This window comes from Heyndrickxia sp. FSL K6-6286 (genome assembly GCF_038630395.1).
Lineage (GTDB): Bacteria > Bacillota > Bacilli > Bacillales > Bacillaceae_C > Heyndrickxia > Heyndrickxia oleronia.
In genome coordinates, this window is record NZ_CP152029.1 from 819,302 (window position 1) to 834,032 (window position 14,731).

Consider the following 14,731-nt stretch of genomic DNA (forward strand, 5'->3'; position numbering starts at 1 on the left):
GGGGATGTAGGAGATGGCAAAGAAAGTACTAGTAACAGGCTTTGATCCTTTTGGGGAGGATCAAATTAATCCAGCGCTCGAGGCAGTAAAACAATTAGAAGGGAAAATTATTGATGATGTCACCATTGTGACACAAGAAGTGCCCACTGTTTTTCATGAATCCATTAAAGTAGTGACTCAAGCAATTGAAGTACACCAACCGGATGTTGTGATTTGTGTAGGTCAAGCAGGTGGTCGTACACAAGTGACCCCTGAGCGAGTAGCTATTAATATCGATGATGCACGAATTCCTGATAATAAAGGTAACCAGCCTATCGATGAAACAATTATTGAAGATGGTCCTGTTGCTTATTGGTCAACTTTACCCAATAAGCGAATCGTTCATAATATGAGAAAAGCAGGGGTTCCATCTGCTGTTTCTAATACAGCAGGAACATTTGTCTGTAATCATCTATTTTATGGAGTCATGGACTACTTAGCGAAAAACGCGCCTCATATTCGAGGAGGATTTATTCATATTCCTTTCCTTCCGGATCAAACGATTCACAATACAGCACCAAGCCTCAGTCTCGATCTCATAGTACGTGGATTAGAAATTGCTGCAATCACAGCAGCAAACGAGAAAGAAGATATAGTAGAAATTGGTGGAGCAATTCATTAGTGGGGTCAGACCCCACTATATTTTTTTAGTACGTTGTAGTCCGCTACACCTTTTATTTCTCTAAGAAAACTTTCATGATCTTTCGCTCTCAACCCAGAATGAAAATGGGTTCTCTGTCCCATAATGTAGATACCACAAACAGTGAGTATATGACGTAGCTCTTATTGGTGGTCTTACCCTGTTGAGAAAACTGTTGGAATGAATTTGGTGCACAACCCATTGTTAGCTCTCTCAATTTCGAGAGATGACTACGAACAGAAAAATGTTTAATTTCAAATTCATTCCACTGTTTGTGGAATATTTTCAGAAGGTGGAGTGAAATGGAAACATTGCACAAACGATGTGCAGGCCTAGATGTTCATTCGGAAACAATAGTTGCCTGTGTCATTCTTGGAGAATCAGAAACTGACTTGATTAAGGAGACCGAAACATTTCCTACTTTGACGAAGGATCTGTTTCATCTTCTTAAATGGCTTGAGGAGAAGGAAGTAACCCACATCGCAATGGAAAGTACAGGCGTCTACTGGAAACCTGTATACAATATCTTGGAGGATTTCTTTGATATTACTTTGGCAAATGCTCAAAGGATTAAAAATGTCCCTGGAAGGAAAACAGATGTTTCGGATGCTGAATGGATTGCTAAATTATTAAGACATGGCTTAATAGAGAAAAGTTTTGTCCCTCCCGAAGACTTTCGAAATTTGAGAGATTTGACTCGCCTCAGAAAAAAATGGATTGGACACATGACATCCGAAAAAAACCGAATCCAAAAGGTACTAGAGTCCTCAAACATCAAATTAAGCACAGTTATTTCAGATATATTTGGAGTATCAGGACGAAAACTATTGGAACAACTGATGAATGAAGGTTATATCGATCAAGAAGATGTCGAACAAAAGATACATGGAAGAATGGCCCATAAAAAGCAATTGATTACCGACTCACTATTTGGAACATTAAATGATCACCAGCTATTTCTTATTAAGCAATCTTGGATGCACATTGTTAATTTAGAAGAATTAATATCAGATATCGAGAAAAGAATCGACGTCATTTTATCCAACTATCAGGAGGAAGTACAGCTTCTGGTTACAATGCCGGGAATTAAGAAAGACACGGCAGCTGTTATCATTGCGGAAATAGGAGTAGATATGGGACAATTTCCAACCTCCAAACATCTTGCATCATGGGCAGGATTGTCGCCCGGAAATCACGAAAGTGCTGGAAGGAAAAAAAACACTAAAACGGTTAAAGGAAATCCTCATATTAAATCTGCATTGTGTGAGGCTGCGTGGGCTGTTTCAAGAAGTCGGAATCAAAGATTAGGAATCAAATATTGGTCACTAGCTGCAAGAAGGGGAAAGAAAAAAGCACTCGTTGCCATCGGACATCGAATGCTAACTATTGTCTATCATATGCTTCAGAATAAGGAACCCTACCATGAGTCAACTTAAATTAGCATTATAGACAAACAACAGAAAAGTTAAACGAGAAACCGAAAAATTCGGTAGCTCTGCTTTCCTATTGCCCAAATTAAATTATTTATAGCTTGCACAATTTTAATCAAGTTTAAACTTAATAAATTATTCTTAAAGGCGGAGTTTTATTTTCACAGAAAAGAGCTACAACTTTTAAAGGCTTTAATAATGGATGGCCGCAATAATAAGCAACTTAAAAAGCCTCTTCGAAATGGAACGAACCTTAAATCTGAATACATAACAGTATCATGCCAATGATTCTTTCATTGAGCCAACATTTGAATAAACAGTAAAAAGTCTTTTAAGGAATCAGTATAATCCACAAGGCTTTTTTACTTTGATTGCTTTTACGCTTTAAAGGGTTGGGGGTCAGACCCCCAATTTTGAAAGTCGTTCTAAGCCGATTTGGACAGCGAGGCAATCGTCTAAGTAGCCGAATGGGAATACGTAGTCAGGGATGATGTCTGTGGATAGTATAAAGTATAAAAGGACACTGCCAAGGATGGTGCGTTTTTCAATTGAATTTGTTTCTTCGCAGTAGGTTTTGTACATTTTTTTTAATTCCATAATAAAAGGACCTGTTCCCATTACTTGTTCAACTTTTGCTTCAAATTCTTGCACTATTTTTTGTTGTCCTTCTTTTGTAAGGGCGAATTGTTCGTACTTAGATAATTCCTGTTGGATTTGCTCGATTGTAACGGGTTGGTCTAAATATTTGGAAGAAATAAGTACTTCTTGGATCGTGTCGATTGAAGTATACATATCAGAAGAGGAGGTTTTTTCTTTATCTTCTACCTCATATCCTGCTGCCTGCATTAATGTTATTAGTGGAATCTTTAAATGATTGGCAATCTGTTGTAGGTGGGATGGTTTTGCTTTCTGTTTGTTATTGGCTATTCGTGAAATGGTCGAGGTGTCAATTCCAGTTAGTGAGCTTAGCTTTCTCATGGAGAGTGCCTGTTCTTTTAATGCTGTTTTTATTAACTGACCAAGCTTTTGATCGCTATTCTGTGTATTTGACATCTCCTTTCACTCCCTTTGTCCTTATTTGAATCTCTTTCATATCTCTACAAAAATATGTCTATATCTTATTTTACGAAAAAAAGCCATGCAATATGATGGATGTTACTTTTATTTCAATGGTTTGATGTTGACAATTTGTCAACACCATTGTATTTTTGATATAAAGTCAAAATGCGATTAAGTGCTTTTGTATGGCTTAGAGCTTATGAAAGAAAGGAAAGGAACTTATGACTGAAGGAAAACAGGGCGATCATCTTGGGATACTACTAAAAGAATTGTTAAAAAAGCAATCCCTATCTATGAGGAAATTGAGTGAGCTTAGTGGTATTGATACAGCTACCATTTCTCGTATTATAAATGGGAAGCGAAAGGCCACTCCTGAGCATTTACAAAAATTTGCTGAATGTCTTCAGATTCCGATGACAGATTTATTTGTTGCAGCAGGGTTTCCCCTTGCAAAACAGGAGAGTCAAAATTCTGATATACACCAGTCCATCGATAGTATTGAGCAAGCTCTACAATCCTCTAATGTGTATGACCAACAATTTTCCTTGGAAAAGGTTAAACGGCATATTAAAAAATACGAACAATATTCTCAAACAGAAGAAGGAAAAGAGACGATTTTAAATAAATTTGAGGAGAAGCTTCAAAAAGTAGGTAGTATTGGTCCTTTTATTAGTCAGCTAAAGGTTATGTATGAGAAATTTCGCTTAAAGATGGGGACTCCTTATGAACTTGGATTAATGGGGGCAGCACTTGTTTTTTTTATTTTACCAGTTGATGTTATACCGGATTATATCTTTCCGATTGGGTTTTTAGATGATGCGATGGCTGTGCAAATCGTTATACAGTCATTATCAATGAATAAATGAGTTTGATAGTATAGTAGAAAAATAGATTTTAAAAAACGCAAGCAAGGAAAATGATTGATACTTTCTTGCAATTTCAGATATAGGTGAGGGAACACATGAAAAAAAGAGAAAGAAGGACTAAAAGGAAATGGCTGAGAAATCTCTTTTTGCTGATAGTTATATTAATTGTAGGGATCATCGGTTATTGTATCTATCAATATAATCAAGGGTTATCTGAGGCAAAGGATGGAAAATTCAAGAAGGATGGCGCTACCTATGATTTATTTAAAGGTGCTGAGCCGAAATTTGGAGTCATTAATATTCTATTGATTGGTACTGACACGAGAGGTGGGGATCGCGGGAATTCCGATACTTTAATGATTGCCCATTATAATCAAGATACTAATCAGCTTAAACTTGCGTCAATAATGCGAGATACATATGTAGAAATTCCTGAGCATGGGATGAGAAAAATTAATGCAGCCTTTGCCTATGGAGGACCTGAGTTAGTTAGAAAAACGATCAAACAGAATTTTGATGTAGATGTCAATTATTATGCAGTTACCGATTTTGAAGGATTTTCAAAAATTGTTGATATAATTGCACCAAATGGTATTGAGGCTGATATCCCATATGAAATGTCTTATGGAATTGGAATGACATTGCATCCAGGGAAACAAGTATTACATGGAAAAGAAATTTTAGGATACGTCCGTTTCCGGCATGATCGTCTAAGTGATTTTGGACGGGTGGAACGACAGCAAGAAGTAATCTCAAAAATTAAGGAACAGGCGTTTAATATACAAAGTCTTGTCAAACTCCCGAAAATACTTGGTGTGGCTGATCCGTATATTGATACGAATGTAGACACTTCTACGATCCTTTCCATTGGAAAGGGCCTATTGACTGGAAAAAATAAACAAATGGAGACTTTGAGAATTCCAATCCAAGATTCATATGTTGATAGAAATGTTGATGTGGGTGCAGTTTTAAGCATTGATGTCGATCAAAATAAACAAGCATTAAAAGATTTTTTATCGCAGGATAATGATAGTGTTGCAAGCAAAGAAACACAGGAATAAAAGGTGTGGTCTGATTCCCATGTGAGTAATAGTGGGATCAGACTTTTTTTATTGATTTTTTGTTGAACTTTTCTCAACACTTGTTGAGCAAGACAGGCACTTTCATTGTATGAGAGAAATACAATGTTAAAAATGGTCAATGATTAAAGACTATTTTTATTGTAAGGCTGTTTTCGTATAGTTTGTTGCTTTTGTAAATGCCCAAGTGCCGGCTTTTACTTCCAATAAAGAATTCAGCGGTCTTATAGAGTTTGCCGCTCTTTCCTCAGTGATGAAAGATGTAGCAATCTACAACCGAGAGTTAATAATTAATACACTACTTCATTAGCAACAATGTTTGAGAAAAGAGCCTGTAAAAAAAGAGGAGTGTTTCTAATATGTCTTGGTTAGTAATATTTGCATTCGCCGTTTCATCGAGTATAGACAATTTAGGGGTGGGAATCTCTTATGGAATCCGAAAAATAAGAATAGGGATGGGTGCTAATTTATTTATCGCAGTGATTTGTTTTCTGATGAGTGTTGCAGGTATTTCGTTTGGAATGTGGTTATCGTATATTTTACCTGGGATGTTTCCTGTAATTGTAGGTTCATTCCTATTGATTATCATTGGGATTCGAATTATGTTGTTAGCAGTTCCACGTAAAAGTGCTGAATCTAAAATGAGTCAGGAGCCGGGGGAAAAAGGGAATGGCCTTGATGGGATAATGAAAAATTCTGAGGCTGTAGACAGAGAACGAAATCTATCAGGTGGCATTAGTTGGTGGGAGGCTGGAATATTAGGAGTCGCCTTATCAGCAAATGCACTTACAAATGGACTAGGAGCAGGCTTACTTGGACTATCGCCATTTGCCATCTCCCTCACCGCAGCCATAGGCAGCTTTATCAGCATTTGGATAGGTACCAAACTAGGAACAAAATTAGCTGACATTCGCATCGGCAAATTCACAATAGGACAATTCGGAACCTTACTAAGCGGAGCAATCATTCTAGTCATTGCGATCAACGCTTTCTTTTAGGGGGTCAGACCCCCACTGCGTTAAAGCTTTAAAGTGATGGGGGTCAGACCCCAAAAAAGAGGGTTTTTCCTTAGTAAGTATAATTTAATTAAGGAAAGGGGGAATTGTTGATGTGGGTTCGACGAATGGTTGATACGAAGAGGGGAAGTTTTGAGGTTTTTGAGAGAGGGGAGGGGGAGCCGCTTGCGGTGACTCATCTTTATAGTGCGTATGATGAGCGCGGGAATTCTTTTGCCAATCCTTTTACGTCATGTTACCATGTTTATTTAATTAATCTGCGAGGGGCTGGAAATTCAGCCATTGCTTCTAATGAGTCTGAATACAGTATGGAGGAAACACTTCTTGATTTAGAAGCTATTCGAGAATCGTTAGGGTATCAGCAGTGGAGCTTTGCTGGTCATTCAACGGGTGGAATGCTCGCTTTAAAATATGCGATTCAACATCCTCATTCGCTAACAAAAATTATCGCAGGTGGAGCAGCTGCCAGTTATGAATATGGTGCTGACCCCGATAGTATCTATTGTTCTCAAAATCCGAACTTTAAGAGAATTATAGAGATCATGGATCAATTGGATGATCCAGCAACACCGATTGAGATCCGAAGGAAACTTATCTATGAATGGGCGCTAATGTCTTATTGTTCAGAGGAAAAGCTACAGGCATCCATGAAAAAACCCAACAGTGGAAAGACTGTTGGTGAACGGCTGACGTATTTTCGTACCATCGAATCGCCTACATATGATGTACGGGGCCAGCTGAAAGATGTTAAAGTACCAGCCTATATTTACTGTGGGAAATTTGATGCTCAATGCCCATTAAAATTCAGTGAAGAAATAGCAGAATTAATTCCCAACTCATCACTAACCATCTTTGCGGAAAGTAATCATAATCCATTCTCTGAAGAAGAAGAGAGATTTGATGAGTTTGTAAGGAAAACACTTAGGGGTCAGACCCCCACTGCTTTAAAGCTTTAAAGGGATGGGGGTCTGACCCCCATTAAATTAATCCCTCGTCCACTAAAAATTGGTGGGCTACTTCTTTGTAGGTTTTGCGGTTGATGTCGACTTCTGCGTTTAGTTTTTGCATGGTTTTGTCGTTGATTTTTCCTGCGAGTAGGTTTAGGATTTCTTTTAATTCTGGATGTTTGTTAAGAATTTCACCTCTTACGATGGGTACTGCGTTATAGGGAGGAAAGACTTGTTTGTCATCCTCAAGAACTTGGAGTCCGAATGCTGGAATTCTTCCGTCTGTGGTATAGGCATCAATGACATCAGCTTTATGATTTTTGGCTGCGCTGTATATGATCCCTGAGTCCATCGTCTGGACTTTTCCAAAATCAATGCCGTACGCTTTTTTCAATCCTAGATATCCATCCTCTCGTTCTAAAAACTCTGGTTCCGAAGCAAGAGTTAGTTCAGGAGCCTTTTCAGTTAAATCGGAAATGGTCTTTATCTTCCATTTTTCAGCATCCTCTTCACGGATTGTAAGAGAGTACGTATTATTAAAGCCGATAGGGTCCAACCAGATAATATTATATTTTTCTTTAAATCGCTTTTTTACAAGTTCATACACATCGTCAGGATCAGTGGATGGAATATCTTCTTTTAAGTAATTGATTAATCCTGTCCCTGTATATTCAACACTAATATCATAATCGCCCTTTTTTAATCCTTGAAAAACAGCGGCAGAGCCACTGATAAATGACTGCTTATCGACCTTTAGATTGGTTCGATCCTCAATTAATTCCTTATACATATAGACAAGAATCTCTTGTTCTGTAAAACTCTTACCTGTAATCACAATCGTATGTTTACTGTTAACTACCTTCATAATACCCACCGTTATTCCGGTAATCATCAAAACGGTAGCTATGGCAATAGCGGTCCATTTCCTTGATTTCGATCGTTTTTTTCTCTTTACACCTGGTTTTGCTGCCTGTTCAAATCGCTTGAGAATAAGATCAAATAAAATAGCAATTAAGGCAGAAGGTAAGGCACCAGCAAGAATAAGTCCAGAATTATACGTCTGTAATCCTCGGAAAATCAAATCACCTAATCCTCCCGCACCAATCAGTCCGGCAATGGTTGCTACTCCAACAACCATAACGGCAGCAGTGCGAATACCACCCATAATCACATTTAAGGCAAGTGGAAGTTCGATTTTCCAAAGCACTTGTCTACTAGTCATTCCCATTCCGATCCCAGCTTCAACCGTACTGCTATTGACATTGATAATTCCTAAATACGTATTGCGTAGAATTGGCAGTAATCCATAAATGGTTAATGCTATAATCGCTGGAGGTTTTCCTGTTCCGATAAAAGGCACGAGAAATACGAGTAATGCCAAACTTGGTATTGTTTGTAGGGCAGCGGTTATTCCGATAATAATATCCGCAGCTTTCTTATGGCGGGTTAGGAAAATTCCTAAAGGAACAGCAACTAAGATAGCTATAATGATAGAAAGGAAGGATAGGTAAACATGCTCTACTAGTAAACTACCAACCTCTGGTAAACGGCTTGCAAAAATATCCTTTGTTTCATTCCATAAACGATTAATGTCTATATCCCCCCTAATGAGTCATTTAAATGATTAGCAACAAACTTGACAATACTTGATCGGTTAATAATTCCTTTTACTTTATTATCATGATCAAGCACAGGTACAAATCCATATGGAGAATTGTTGACTAAAAGTAATGCTTTTTCTGGATTTTCATCTGGTGTGATCGTTGGAATATCCTTTTGGATAAGATCATTAAGCGTAAGCTGCTCATCCCCAAATGCTTTACGCATATTCCAAATATTTACCACTCCATAAAACTTTTTATCCTTATCAACAATTAGTAAATTATCCACTCGTTTATCGCGCATGATTTTTAATGCTTCGGCAAGTCCACGTGAAGGATATGCAGTGACTGGAGGAACCATGAGCTGTTCAATTTCAGGGAGGATGGTGGAGTCTTGTAAACGATCCTCACCAATAAATTGTCGAACAAATTCATTGGCCGGATGCCTTAAAATTTTTTCGGGTTGATCAATTTGAATGATTTCTCCATCTTTCATAATGCAAATTCGATCGGCGATTTTTAATGCCTCATCCATGTCATGGGTGACAAATACGATTGTTTTTTTGATCTCTTGCTGTAGTTTGACTAATTCCTCTTGTAATTGTTCACGACTAATTGGGTCTAATGCGCTAAAAGGTTCATCCATTAATATAATGTCAGGATCGGCAGCTAGTGCACGGATAACACCGATACGCTGTTGTTGACCTCCTGATAATTCATCAGGAAATCGGTCACCTATCTCATTAGGGTCAAGTCCCACCATTTTCATCAATTCCTCTATTTTGTCCTTGTACATGGATTCATCCCATTTTTTTAATTTCGGTACTAATGCAACATTTTCTCTAATCGTCATATGTGGCATTAAACCGATCTGTTGAATCACATAGCCGATTGTGCGCCTGAGTTCAACTGGGTCCTTATTTTTAATGCTTTTACCATTAATAGTGATTTCACCGTTCGTTGGTTCAATGATCCGATTAATCATTTTCATGGTCGTTGTTTTTCCACAACCACTTGGCCCAATTAACACGAGGAGTTCATTTTCTTTAATAGTAAAATTTAAATTATGAATGGCGGTAAAACCACCCTCGTATTGTTTCGATACATTTTTAAATTCGATCAATGCTCATTCTCACCTCCAATAACCTTTTACCCCGTTTTTTAGTGATGAAACATACATTTTTTTCTCCTTTTCACGTAAAAAGCTTTCTATTAGGTTGAAAATGGTTGGAATGATCTAACTTTCCTTCTGATTTTAAACCTGTTATAACCTAAAAATACTATTAAAATCCCATTTATCCCCAAAAAACCAATAATATTTTAGATTATTTTGTATTTTTGTGTTGTAATAGGTTGTAATATGTTGTAGAATTTTTAAAAAATAGAGAATAATTAGAAGGTGGAGAAAATGAAGTCAACAGAATTGGTACAAGTTACTCGTGGAAATATGGTTGAAAGTATACATAAGGGGCATATTGCGGTTGTGGATTATAAAGGGGAGTTACTTAAATATGTAGGGGATCCATACCGGGTTGTGTATGCTCGCTCTTCGATGAAGCCGTTACAGGCCATCCCTCTAGTAGAAACCGGTGTGGCTGATCATTACCAATTTGATGAAGCAGATTTGTCCCTTTGCTGTGCGTCGCATAATGCGGAAAAACAGCATACAGAGCGTGTGATTTCCATTTTAAAAAGAGCAGGATTGGACGACCAAGCGTTGAAATGTGGAACTCATCCGTTAAGAAGAGAAGACGTGTTTAAGGAATTGATTCTTGAAGGAAAAGAGGTAACCCCTCTTTATAATAATTGCTCAGGCAAGCATAGTGGGATGATTGTGACTGCTAAATATATGAATGAGCCAATTGAATCCTATTTAGAATTATCACATCCCGTACAACAACGAATTTTACATGTAGTTAGTGAAATGGCTGATTATCCGGTCGAGAAAATAGAGTTAGGCGTCGATGGCTGTGGCGTACCTGTTCATGGGTTACCACTTGAGCGAATTGCACACGCTTATGCCAAAATGACAAGACCCAATGAATTAGAGGAATCACGTGCCCGTGCAGTAGAAAAGGTTACCTCCGCTATGATGGCAGCTCCAGAGATGGTGGGTGGAACAGACCGCTTCTGTACCAATTTCATGAAAGCCGTTGATGGGAAAATGTTTGGTAAGGCAGGAGCTGAAGGTGTGTATTGTATTGGCGATTTGCAAACGGGAATTGGGATTGCCATTAAGATTGAAGATGGTTTCGGTCGTGCAACAGAGCCTGCAGCTGTTGAGGTGCTGAAACAGCTAGGCCTATTAACAGATAATGAGTTAGAAAAATTACAGCAACATCATCACCCAGTCGTAACGAATGCAAGAAAAGAGAAAGTCGGGGAACTTGTTCCAACCTTTACATTGAAGGATGCCAAGGAACTTTAAATACATGGAGGGATTAATATGAAGAAAAAAGGTTTTGCACTTATAGTTTCAATGATTTGTTTGACTCTTATACTCTTCGGATGTTCGAATTCTTCGAGTTCATCATCTGGGAAAAAAGAGCCTGAAAAAATTGTGAAAAAAGAAGGGAAAGATATCACAATAGCTGTTGCTGCCAATTTTGTTAGCTTGGACCCTCATGATTCCAATGATACGTTAGGACTTTCGGCAGAAAGAATGATGATGGAAGGGTTGCTCGGATTTGATAAAGATATGAAGGTAGTCCCTGTATTAGCAGAAGATTATCAAGTAAATGATCAAGCAACTGAGTTTACTTTTCATTTGAAAAAAGGGGTTAAGTTCCAAGATGGAACCCCATTTAATGCAGAAGCCGTGAAGTACAATATTGATCGTTTAGCGAATCCAGATAATCACTTAAAGCGCTATAGCTTATTTGAATTAGTGAAAGAGACACAAGTTGTAGATGAATACACTGTTAAAGTACTACTAAAGGAACCTTTTGGTGCGATGATAAATAATTTTGCCCATCCATCAGCAGCGATGATTTCCCCTGCGGCATTAAAAAAGTATGGGAAGGATATTGCGAGAAATCCTGTAGGAACTGGTCCATTTAAATTTGAAGAATGGGATCAAAGTGATCATTTAAAACTAGTGAAAAATGAAGACTATTGGAAAGAAGGCTATCCAAAGGTAGATTCAATCACATTTAAGCCTGTACCTGAAAATGGATCCCGTGTCGCGATGCTCCAAACGGGTGAAGCGGATTTTGCTTATCCGATTCCAACAGAGCAAGTAAAATCAATTGATGGAAAGAATGGCATCGTCATTGAAAATGATCCTTCAATTATCGTTTACTACCTATCTATGAATACATTGAAAAAACCATATGATGATGTACGAATCCGTCAAGCAATGAACTATGCAATTAACAAAGATGCATTTATTAAGGTTGTATGGAACGGTCTCGGGGATAAACCTACTTCTGTTCTTGCACCAAAGGTTGCTTTCTCCTCAGAGCAAGAGCCATATAATTTTGACTTAGAAAAAGCTAAGAAGTTAATGAAAGAAGCAGGCGTTGAAGACGGCTTTAAAACAACACTGTGGGTAAGTAATAGTTCAACTTCTGTAAAGTCAGCAGAGTTTCTTCAACAACAATTAGCTCAAATTAATATTAAGGTTGAAGTCGTTCCGATGGAAGCAGGAACTTTATCCGACAAGCTATGGGGACCACAAAAACCAGAAGATGCTGAAGTGGAGCTTTATTATGGTGGTTGGTCACCATCGACAGGTGATGCAGATTGGGGAATTCGCCCGCTCCTTGGAGGACAAGCTGCATACCCACCTTTAAACTATAATGTTTCTTACTACAATAATGAAAAAGTAAATCAAGCATTGAAAGATGCTCTACAAACAGCGGATGAAAGCAAACGTGAAGCAGCTTACAAAGACGCACAAAAATTAATATGGGAAGATGCACCTTGGGTTACATTAGCTGTACCGAAAAACTTAGCTGGAAAGAAAAATTATTTAGACGGGATTTACCTATTACCTGATGGTTCATTAAGTATTAATGAATTAGAAATTAAGCAATAACATGAAAGGGTGTCTCAAAAGAATCATAGATGGGACACCCTAAATTTAATTTAAGAAGGCTTTTTAATCGTATGAAAGCTTGTGGATGAAAAATCAAAAGGGTCAAGTCCTTCTCTTGTAATTACTTGGAGTTTTTCTATTTTTCTTGAAGGTAGGTGTTCTAATGGGGCGTTATTTAACTAAACGGTTGATTACGATTATTCCCATCCTGTTTTTTGTTTCAATCTTTATCTTTTTATTTGTTCATTTAATACCAGGGGATCCAGCGAGATTAGTAGCCGGTCCCGATGCTAGCTATGAAGATATAAAACTAATAAGGAAGGATCTTGGTCTCGATAAACCTTTATATGAACAATATGTTAATTTTATCGGTAATCTATTTCAAGGAGATTTGGGTACTTCCTTAAAAACTAAACAGCCAGTCCTAAAGGAAATCGGGATAAGATTTATGCCTACCTTTTGGCTGACTCTTTGGAGTATGGTATGGGCTGTCATCATTGGTCTGATTATTGGAATTATTTCAGCGAAGAAACGAAATAAATGGCAAGATTATGCAGGAATGTTTGGTGCTGTATCAGGAATATCTCTTCCATCATTCTGGTTAGGATTAATTCTTATTCAATTTTTCTCTGTTAAGCTTGGTTGGTTTCCGACGGGAGGACTGGAATCTTGGAAAAGTTATATTCTTCCTTCACTCACCCTAGGGACGAGCGTAGCAGCTGTCATTGCTCGATTCTCACGCTCATCGGTTATGGACGTATTGAAGGAAGATTATATTCGAACCGGTCGTGCAAAGGGTTTAACTGAGGGGAAGGTTATTCAAAGGCATGCATTGAAAAATGCATTGATTCCAGTTGTTACGATGACAGGTTTACAATTCGGATTCCTACTAGGGGGTTCTGTTGTTATTGAAACAGTGTTTAGTTGGCCGGGTCTTGGGCGACTATTAATTGATTCAGTAAGTTTTCGCGATTATCCAGTCATTCAAGCTGAAATGCTCTTGTTTTCTCTTGAATTTATATTAATTAACTTAATTGTCGATGTTCTATACGGCTTTTTAAATCCACAAATAAGATATTAGTAGAGAGGTTGGTGAAGAAGAATGCCTGAACTAGAAGGAAAAACAAATGTTAGTTTCCAAGCGGTAGACCATGCGATGAAACGATCAAAGTCAACTCCGTTTTCAGAGTTTTGGAGAAAGTTTAAAAAGCAGCGATTAGCATTTATTTCTGCCATCTTTATCGCAATTTTGCTAGTCTTAACCGTTATTGGTCCATATATCACTCCTTATGACATAGCAGAGCCAGATTATAACCATGTACTTGAAGGACCATCTGTTCAACACTGGGCAGGAACTGATCCTTATGGTCGTGACATCTTTAGTAGAATTATTGCAGGAACAAGGATTTCTCTTTTTGTTGGCTTGTTTTCTGTCATGATTGGTGCAGTTGTTGGAACTTTTTTAGGGCTGATTAGTGGATTTTATGGTAAATGGATTGATGGTATTATTATGAGATTTTGTGATCTATTATTTGCTTTTCCTGGTATCTTACTAGCAATTGGAATTATTGCAATACTAGGACCAGGTCTTGAAAATGTCATTATTGCCGTAGCAATTTTTGGCGTCCCTACATTTGCGAGAATTGTTCGTTCAAGTACATTATCGATTAAATCATCCCTTTATGTTGAGGCGACTCGTTCCATCGGCGCTAAACCACGTCGTATTATATGGAAGCATATTTTTCCAGGAACGATCACAAGTATCATTGTCAATTTTTCTATGAAAATCGGGAGTGCAATTTTAACAGCGGCGAGCTTAAGCTTTCTAGGCTTAGGTGCACAACCTCCATCACCGGAATGGGGAGCAATGCTTAGTGGAGGGCGAGATTATTTAAATATGGCTCCACATATTACATTATTTCCTGGTATTGCAATCTTCTTGACGGTATTAGCTTTCAATCTATTGGGAGATGGATTGCGTGATGCGCTTGATCCAAAAATAAAAGATTAAGAGG

13 protein-coding genes are annotated in these 14,731 nt (G+C 37.9%); 10 read left to right on the forward strand and 3 right to left on the reverse strand.

All coding sequences use genetic code 11. The features are described 5' to 3' along the window. Positions 1 to 13: 13 nt before the first annotated feature. Together pcp and MHI39_RS04280 are read left to right on the forward strand one after the other, a co-directional pair. Positions 14 to 661, forward strand: coding sequence for a pyroglutamyl-peptidase I (pcp, locus tag MHI39_RS04275; RefSeq protein WP_078109176.1), 648 nt, complete (start codon positions 14 to 16; stop codon positions 659 to 661). Positions 662 to 981: 320 nt separating this feature from the next. Beyond that, positions 982 to 2,115, forward strand: coding sequence for an IS110 family transposase (locus tag MHI39_RS04280; RefSeq protein ID WP_078109156.1), 1,134 nt, complete (start codon positions 982 to 984; stop codon positions 2,113 to 2,115). A gap of 393 nt (positions 2,116 to 2,508) precedes the next feature. On the opposite strand, the gene MHI39_RS04285 is transcribed toward MHI39_RS04280, so the two are convergent. Further along, positions 2,509 to 3,162: a helix-turn-helix domain-containing protein gene (locus MHI39_RS04285; protein WP_342540759.1), complete on the reverse strand. Its 654-nt coding sequence runs from the start codon at positions 3,160 to 3,162 to the stop codon at positions 2,509 to 2,511. Between the two features lie 227 nt (positions 3,163 to 3,389). Between MHI39_RS04285 and MHI39_RS04290 the strand changes: the two genes are divergently transcribed. The 4 genes from MHI39_RS04290 to MHI39_RS04305 all read left to right on the forward strand — a co-directional run bounded on the left by MHI39_RS04290 (position 3,390) and on the right by MHI39_RS04305 (position 7,085). Beyond that, the gene (locus MHI39_RS04290; RefSeq protein WP_259548992.1) at positions 3,390 to 4,034 is read left to right on the forward strand and encodes a helix-turn-helix domain-containing protein; all 645 of its coding nucleotides are present in this window, start codon (positions 3,390 to 3,392) and stop codon (positions 4,032 to 4,034) included. Between the two features lie 95 nt (positions 4,035 to 4,129). Next, the gene (locus tag MHI39_RS04295; RefSeq protein WP_342540760.1) at positions 4,130 to 5,095 is read left to right on the forward strand and encodes an LCP family protein; all 966 of its coding nucleotides are present in this window, start codon (positions 4,130 to 4,132) and stop codon (positions 5,093 to 5,095) included. Between the two features lie 377 nt (positions 5,096 to 5,472). Next, positions 5,473 to 6,111 (forward strand): sporulation membrane protein YtaF, encoded by a 639-nt coding sequence (gene ytaF / locus MHI39_RS04300; RefSeq protein WP_078109180.1) that lies wholly within the window; start codon positions 5,473 to 5,475, stop codon positions 6,109 to 6,111. Positions 6,112 to 6,221: 110 nt separating this feature from the next. Next, a complete protein-coding gene (locus MHI39_RS04305; protein WP_278890506.1) occupies positions 6,222 to 7,085 on the forward strand; it encodes an alpha/beta hydrolase in 864 nt (287 codons plus the stop codon). A gap of 22 nt (positions 7,086 to 7,107) precedes the next feature. Here MHI39_RS04305 and MHI39_RS04310 read toward each other — a convergent pair whose 3' ends face one another. Then, a complete protein-coding gene (locus tag MHI39_RS04310; RefSeq protein WP_342541421.1) occupies positions 7,108 to 8,685 on the reverse strand; it encodes a glycine betaine ABC transporter substrate-binding protein in 1,578 nt (525 codons plus the stop codon). Next, positions 8,670 to 9,800 carry a betaine/proline/choline family ABC transporter ATP-binding protein gene (locus MHI39_RS04315; protein WP_342540761.1) on the reverse strand — a complete coding sequence of 377 codons (1,131 nt, stop codon included), beginning with the start codon at positions 9,798 to 9,800 and terminating at the stop codon, positions 8,670 to 8,672. Before MHI39_RS04315 ends, MHI39_RS04310 begins: the two co-directional genes overlap by 16 nt. A 285-nt stretch (positions 9,801 to 10,085) precedes the next feature. Here MHI39_RS04315 and MHI39_RS04320 point away from each other — a divergent pair, with 285 nt between their 5' ends. The 4 genes from MHI39_RS04320 (at position 10,086) to MHI39_RS04335 (ending at position 14,727) form a co-directional block, all read left to right on the forward strand. After that, complete coding sequence (locus MHI39_RS04320; protein ID WP_180212193.1) at positions 10,086 to 11,105, forward strand: asparaginase; 1,020 nt, start codon at positions 10,086 to 10,088, stop codon at positions 11,103 to 11,105. Positions 11,106 to 11,123: 18 nt separating this feature from the next. Beyond that, the gene (locus MHI39_RS04325; protein ID WP_071974821.1) at positions 11,124 to 12,716 is read left to right on the forward strand and encodes a glutathione ABC transporter substrate-binding protein; all 1,593 of its coding nucleotides are present in this window, start codon (positions 11,124 to 11,126) and stop codon (positions 12,714 to 12,716) included. Positions 12,717 to 12,879: 163 nt separating this feature from the next. Continuing rightward, the gene (gsiC, locus tag MHI39_RS04330) at positions 12,880 to 13,797 is read left to right on the forward strand and encodes a glutathione ABC transporter permease GsiC (RefSeq protein ID WP_071974822.1); all 918 of its coding nucleotides are present in this window, start codon (positions 12,880 to 12,882) and stop codon (positions 13,795 to 13,797) included. A gap of 75 nt (positions 13,798 to 13,872) precedes the next feature. Then, positions 13,873 to 14,727: an ABC transporter permease subunit gene (locus tag MHI39_RS04335; protein ID WP_071974846.1), complete on the forward strand. Its 855-nt coding sequence runs from the start codon at positions 13,873 to 13,875 to the stop codon at positions 14,725 to 14,727. Positions 14,728 to 14,731 lie beyond the last annotated feature (4 nt).

Excerpts from the sequence above, each read along its gene's own strand:
- MHI39_RS04320 (WP_180212193.1), top strand. The coding sequence starts at position 10,086 with ATGAAGTCAACAGAATTGGTACAAGTTACTCGTGGAAATATGGTTGAA.
- ytaF (WP_078109180.1), top strand. The coding sequence starts at position 5,473 with ATGTCTTGGTTAGTAATATTTGCATTCGCCGTTTCATCGAGTATAGAC.
- MHI39_RS04280 (WP_078109156.1), top strand. The coding sequence starts at position 982 with ATGGAAACATTGCACAAACGATGTGCAGGCCTAGATGTTCATTCGGAA.
- MHI39_RS04295 (WP_342540760.1), top strand. The coding sequence starts at position 4,130 with ATGAAAAAAAGAGAAAGAAGGACTAAAAGGAAATGGCTGAGAAATCTC.
- gsiC (WP_071974822.1), top strand. The coding sequence starts at position 12,880 with ATGGGGCGTTATTTAACTAAACGGTTGATTACGATTATTCCCATCCTG.
- MHI39_RS04285 (WP_342540759.1), bottom strand. The coding sequence starts at position 3,162 with ATGTCAAATACACAGAATAGCGATCAAAAGCTTGGTCAGTTAATAAAA.
- MHI39_RS04325 (WP_071974821.1), top strand. The coding sequence starts at position 11,124 with ATGAAGAAAAAAGGTTTTGCACTTATAGTTTCAATGATTTGTTTGACT.
- pcp (WP_078109176.1), top strand. The coding sequence starts at position 14 with ATGGCAAAGAAAGTACTAGTAACAGGCTTTGATCCTTTTGGGGAGGAT.
- MHI39_RS04305 (WP_278890506.1), top strand. The coding sequence starts at position 6,222 with ATGTGGGTTCGACGAATGGTTGATACGAAGAGGGGAAGTTTTGAGGTT.
- MHI39_RS04335 (WP_071974846.1), top strand. The coding sequence starts at position 13,873 with ATGAAACGATCAAAGTCAACTCCGTTTTCAGAGTTTTGGAGAAAGTTT.
- MHI39_RS04290 (WP_259548992.1), top strand. The coding sequence starts at position 3,390 with ATGACTGAAGGAAAACAGGGCGATCATCTTGGGATACTACTAAAAGAA.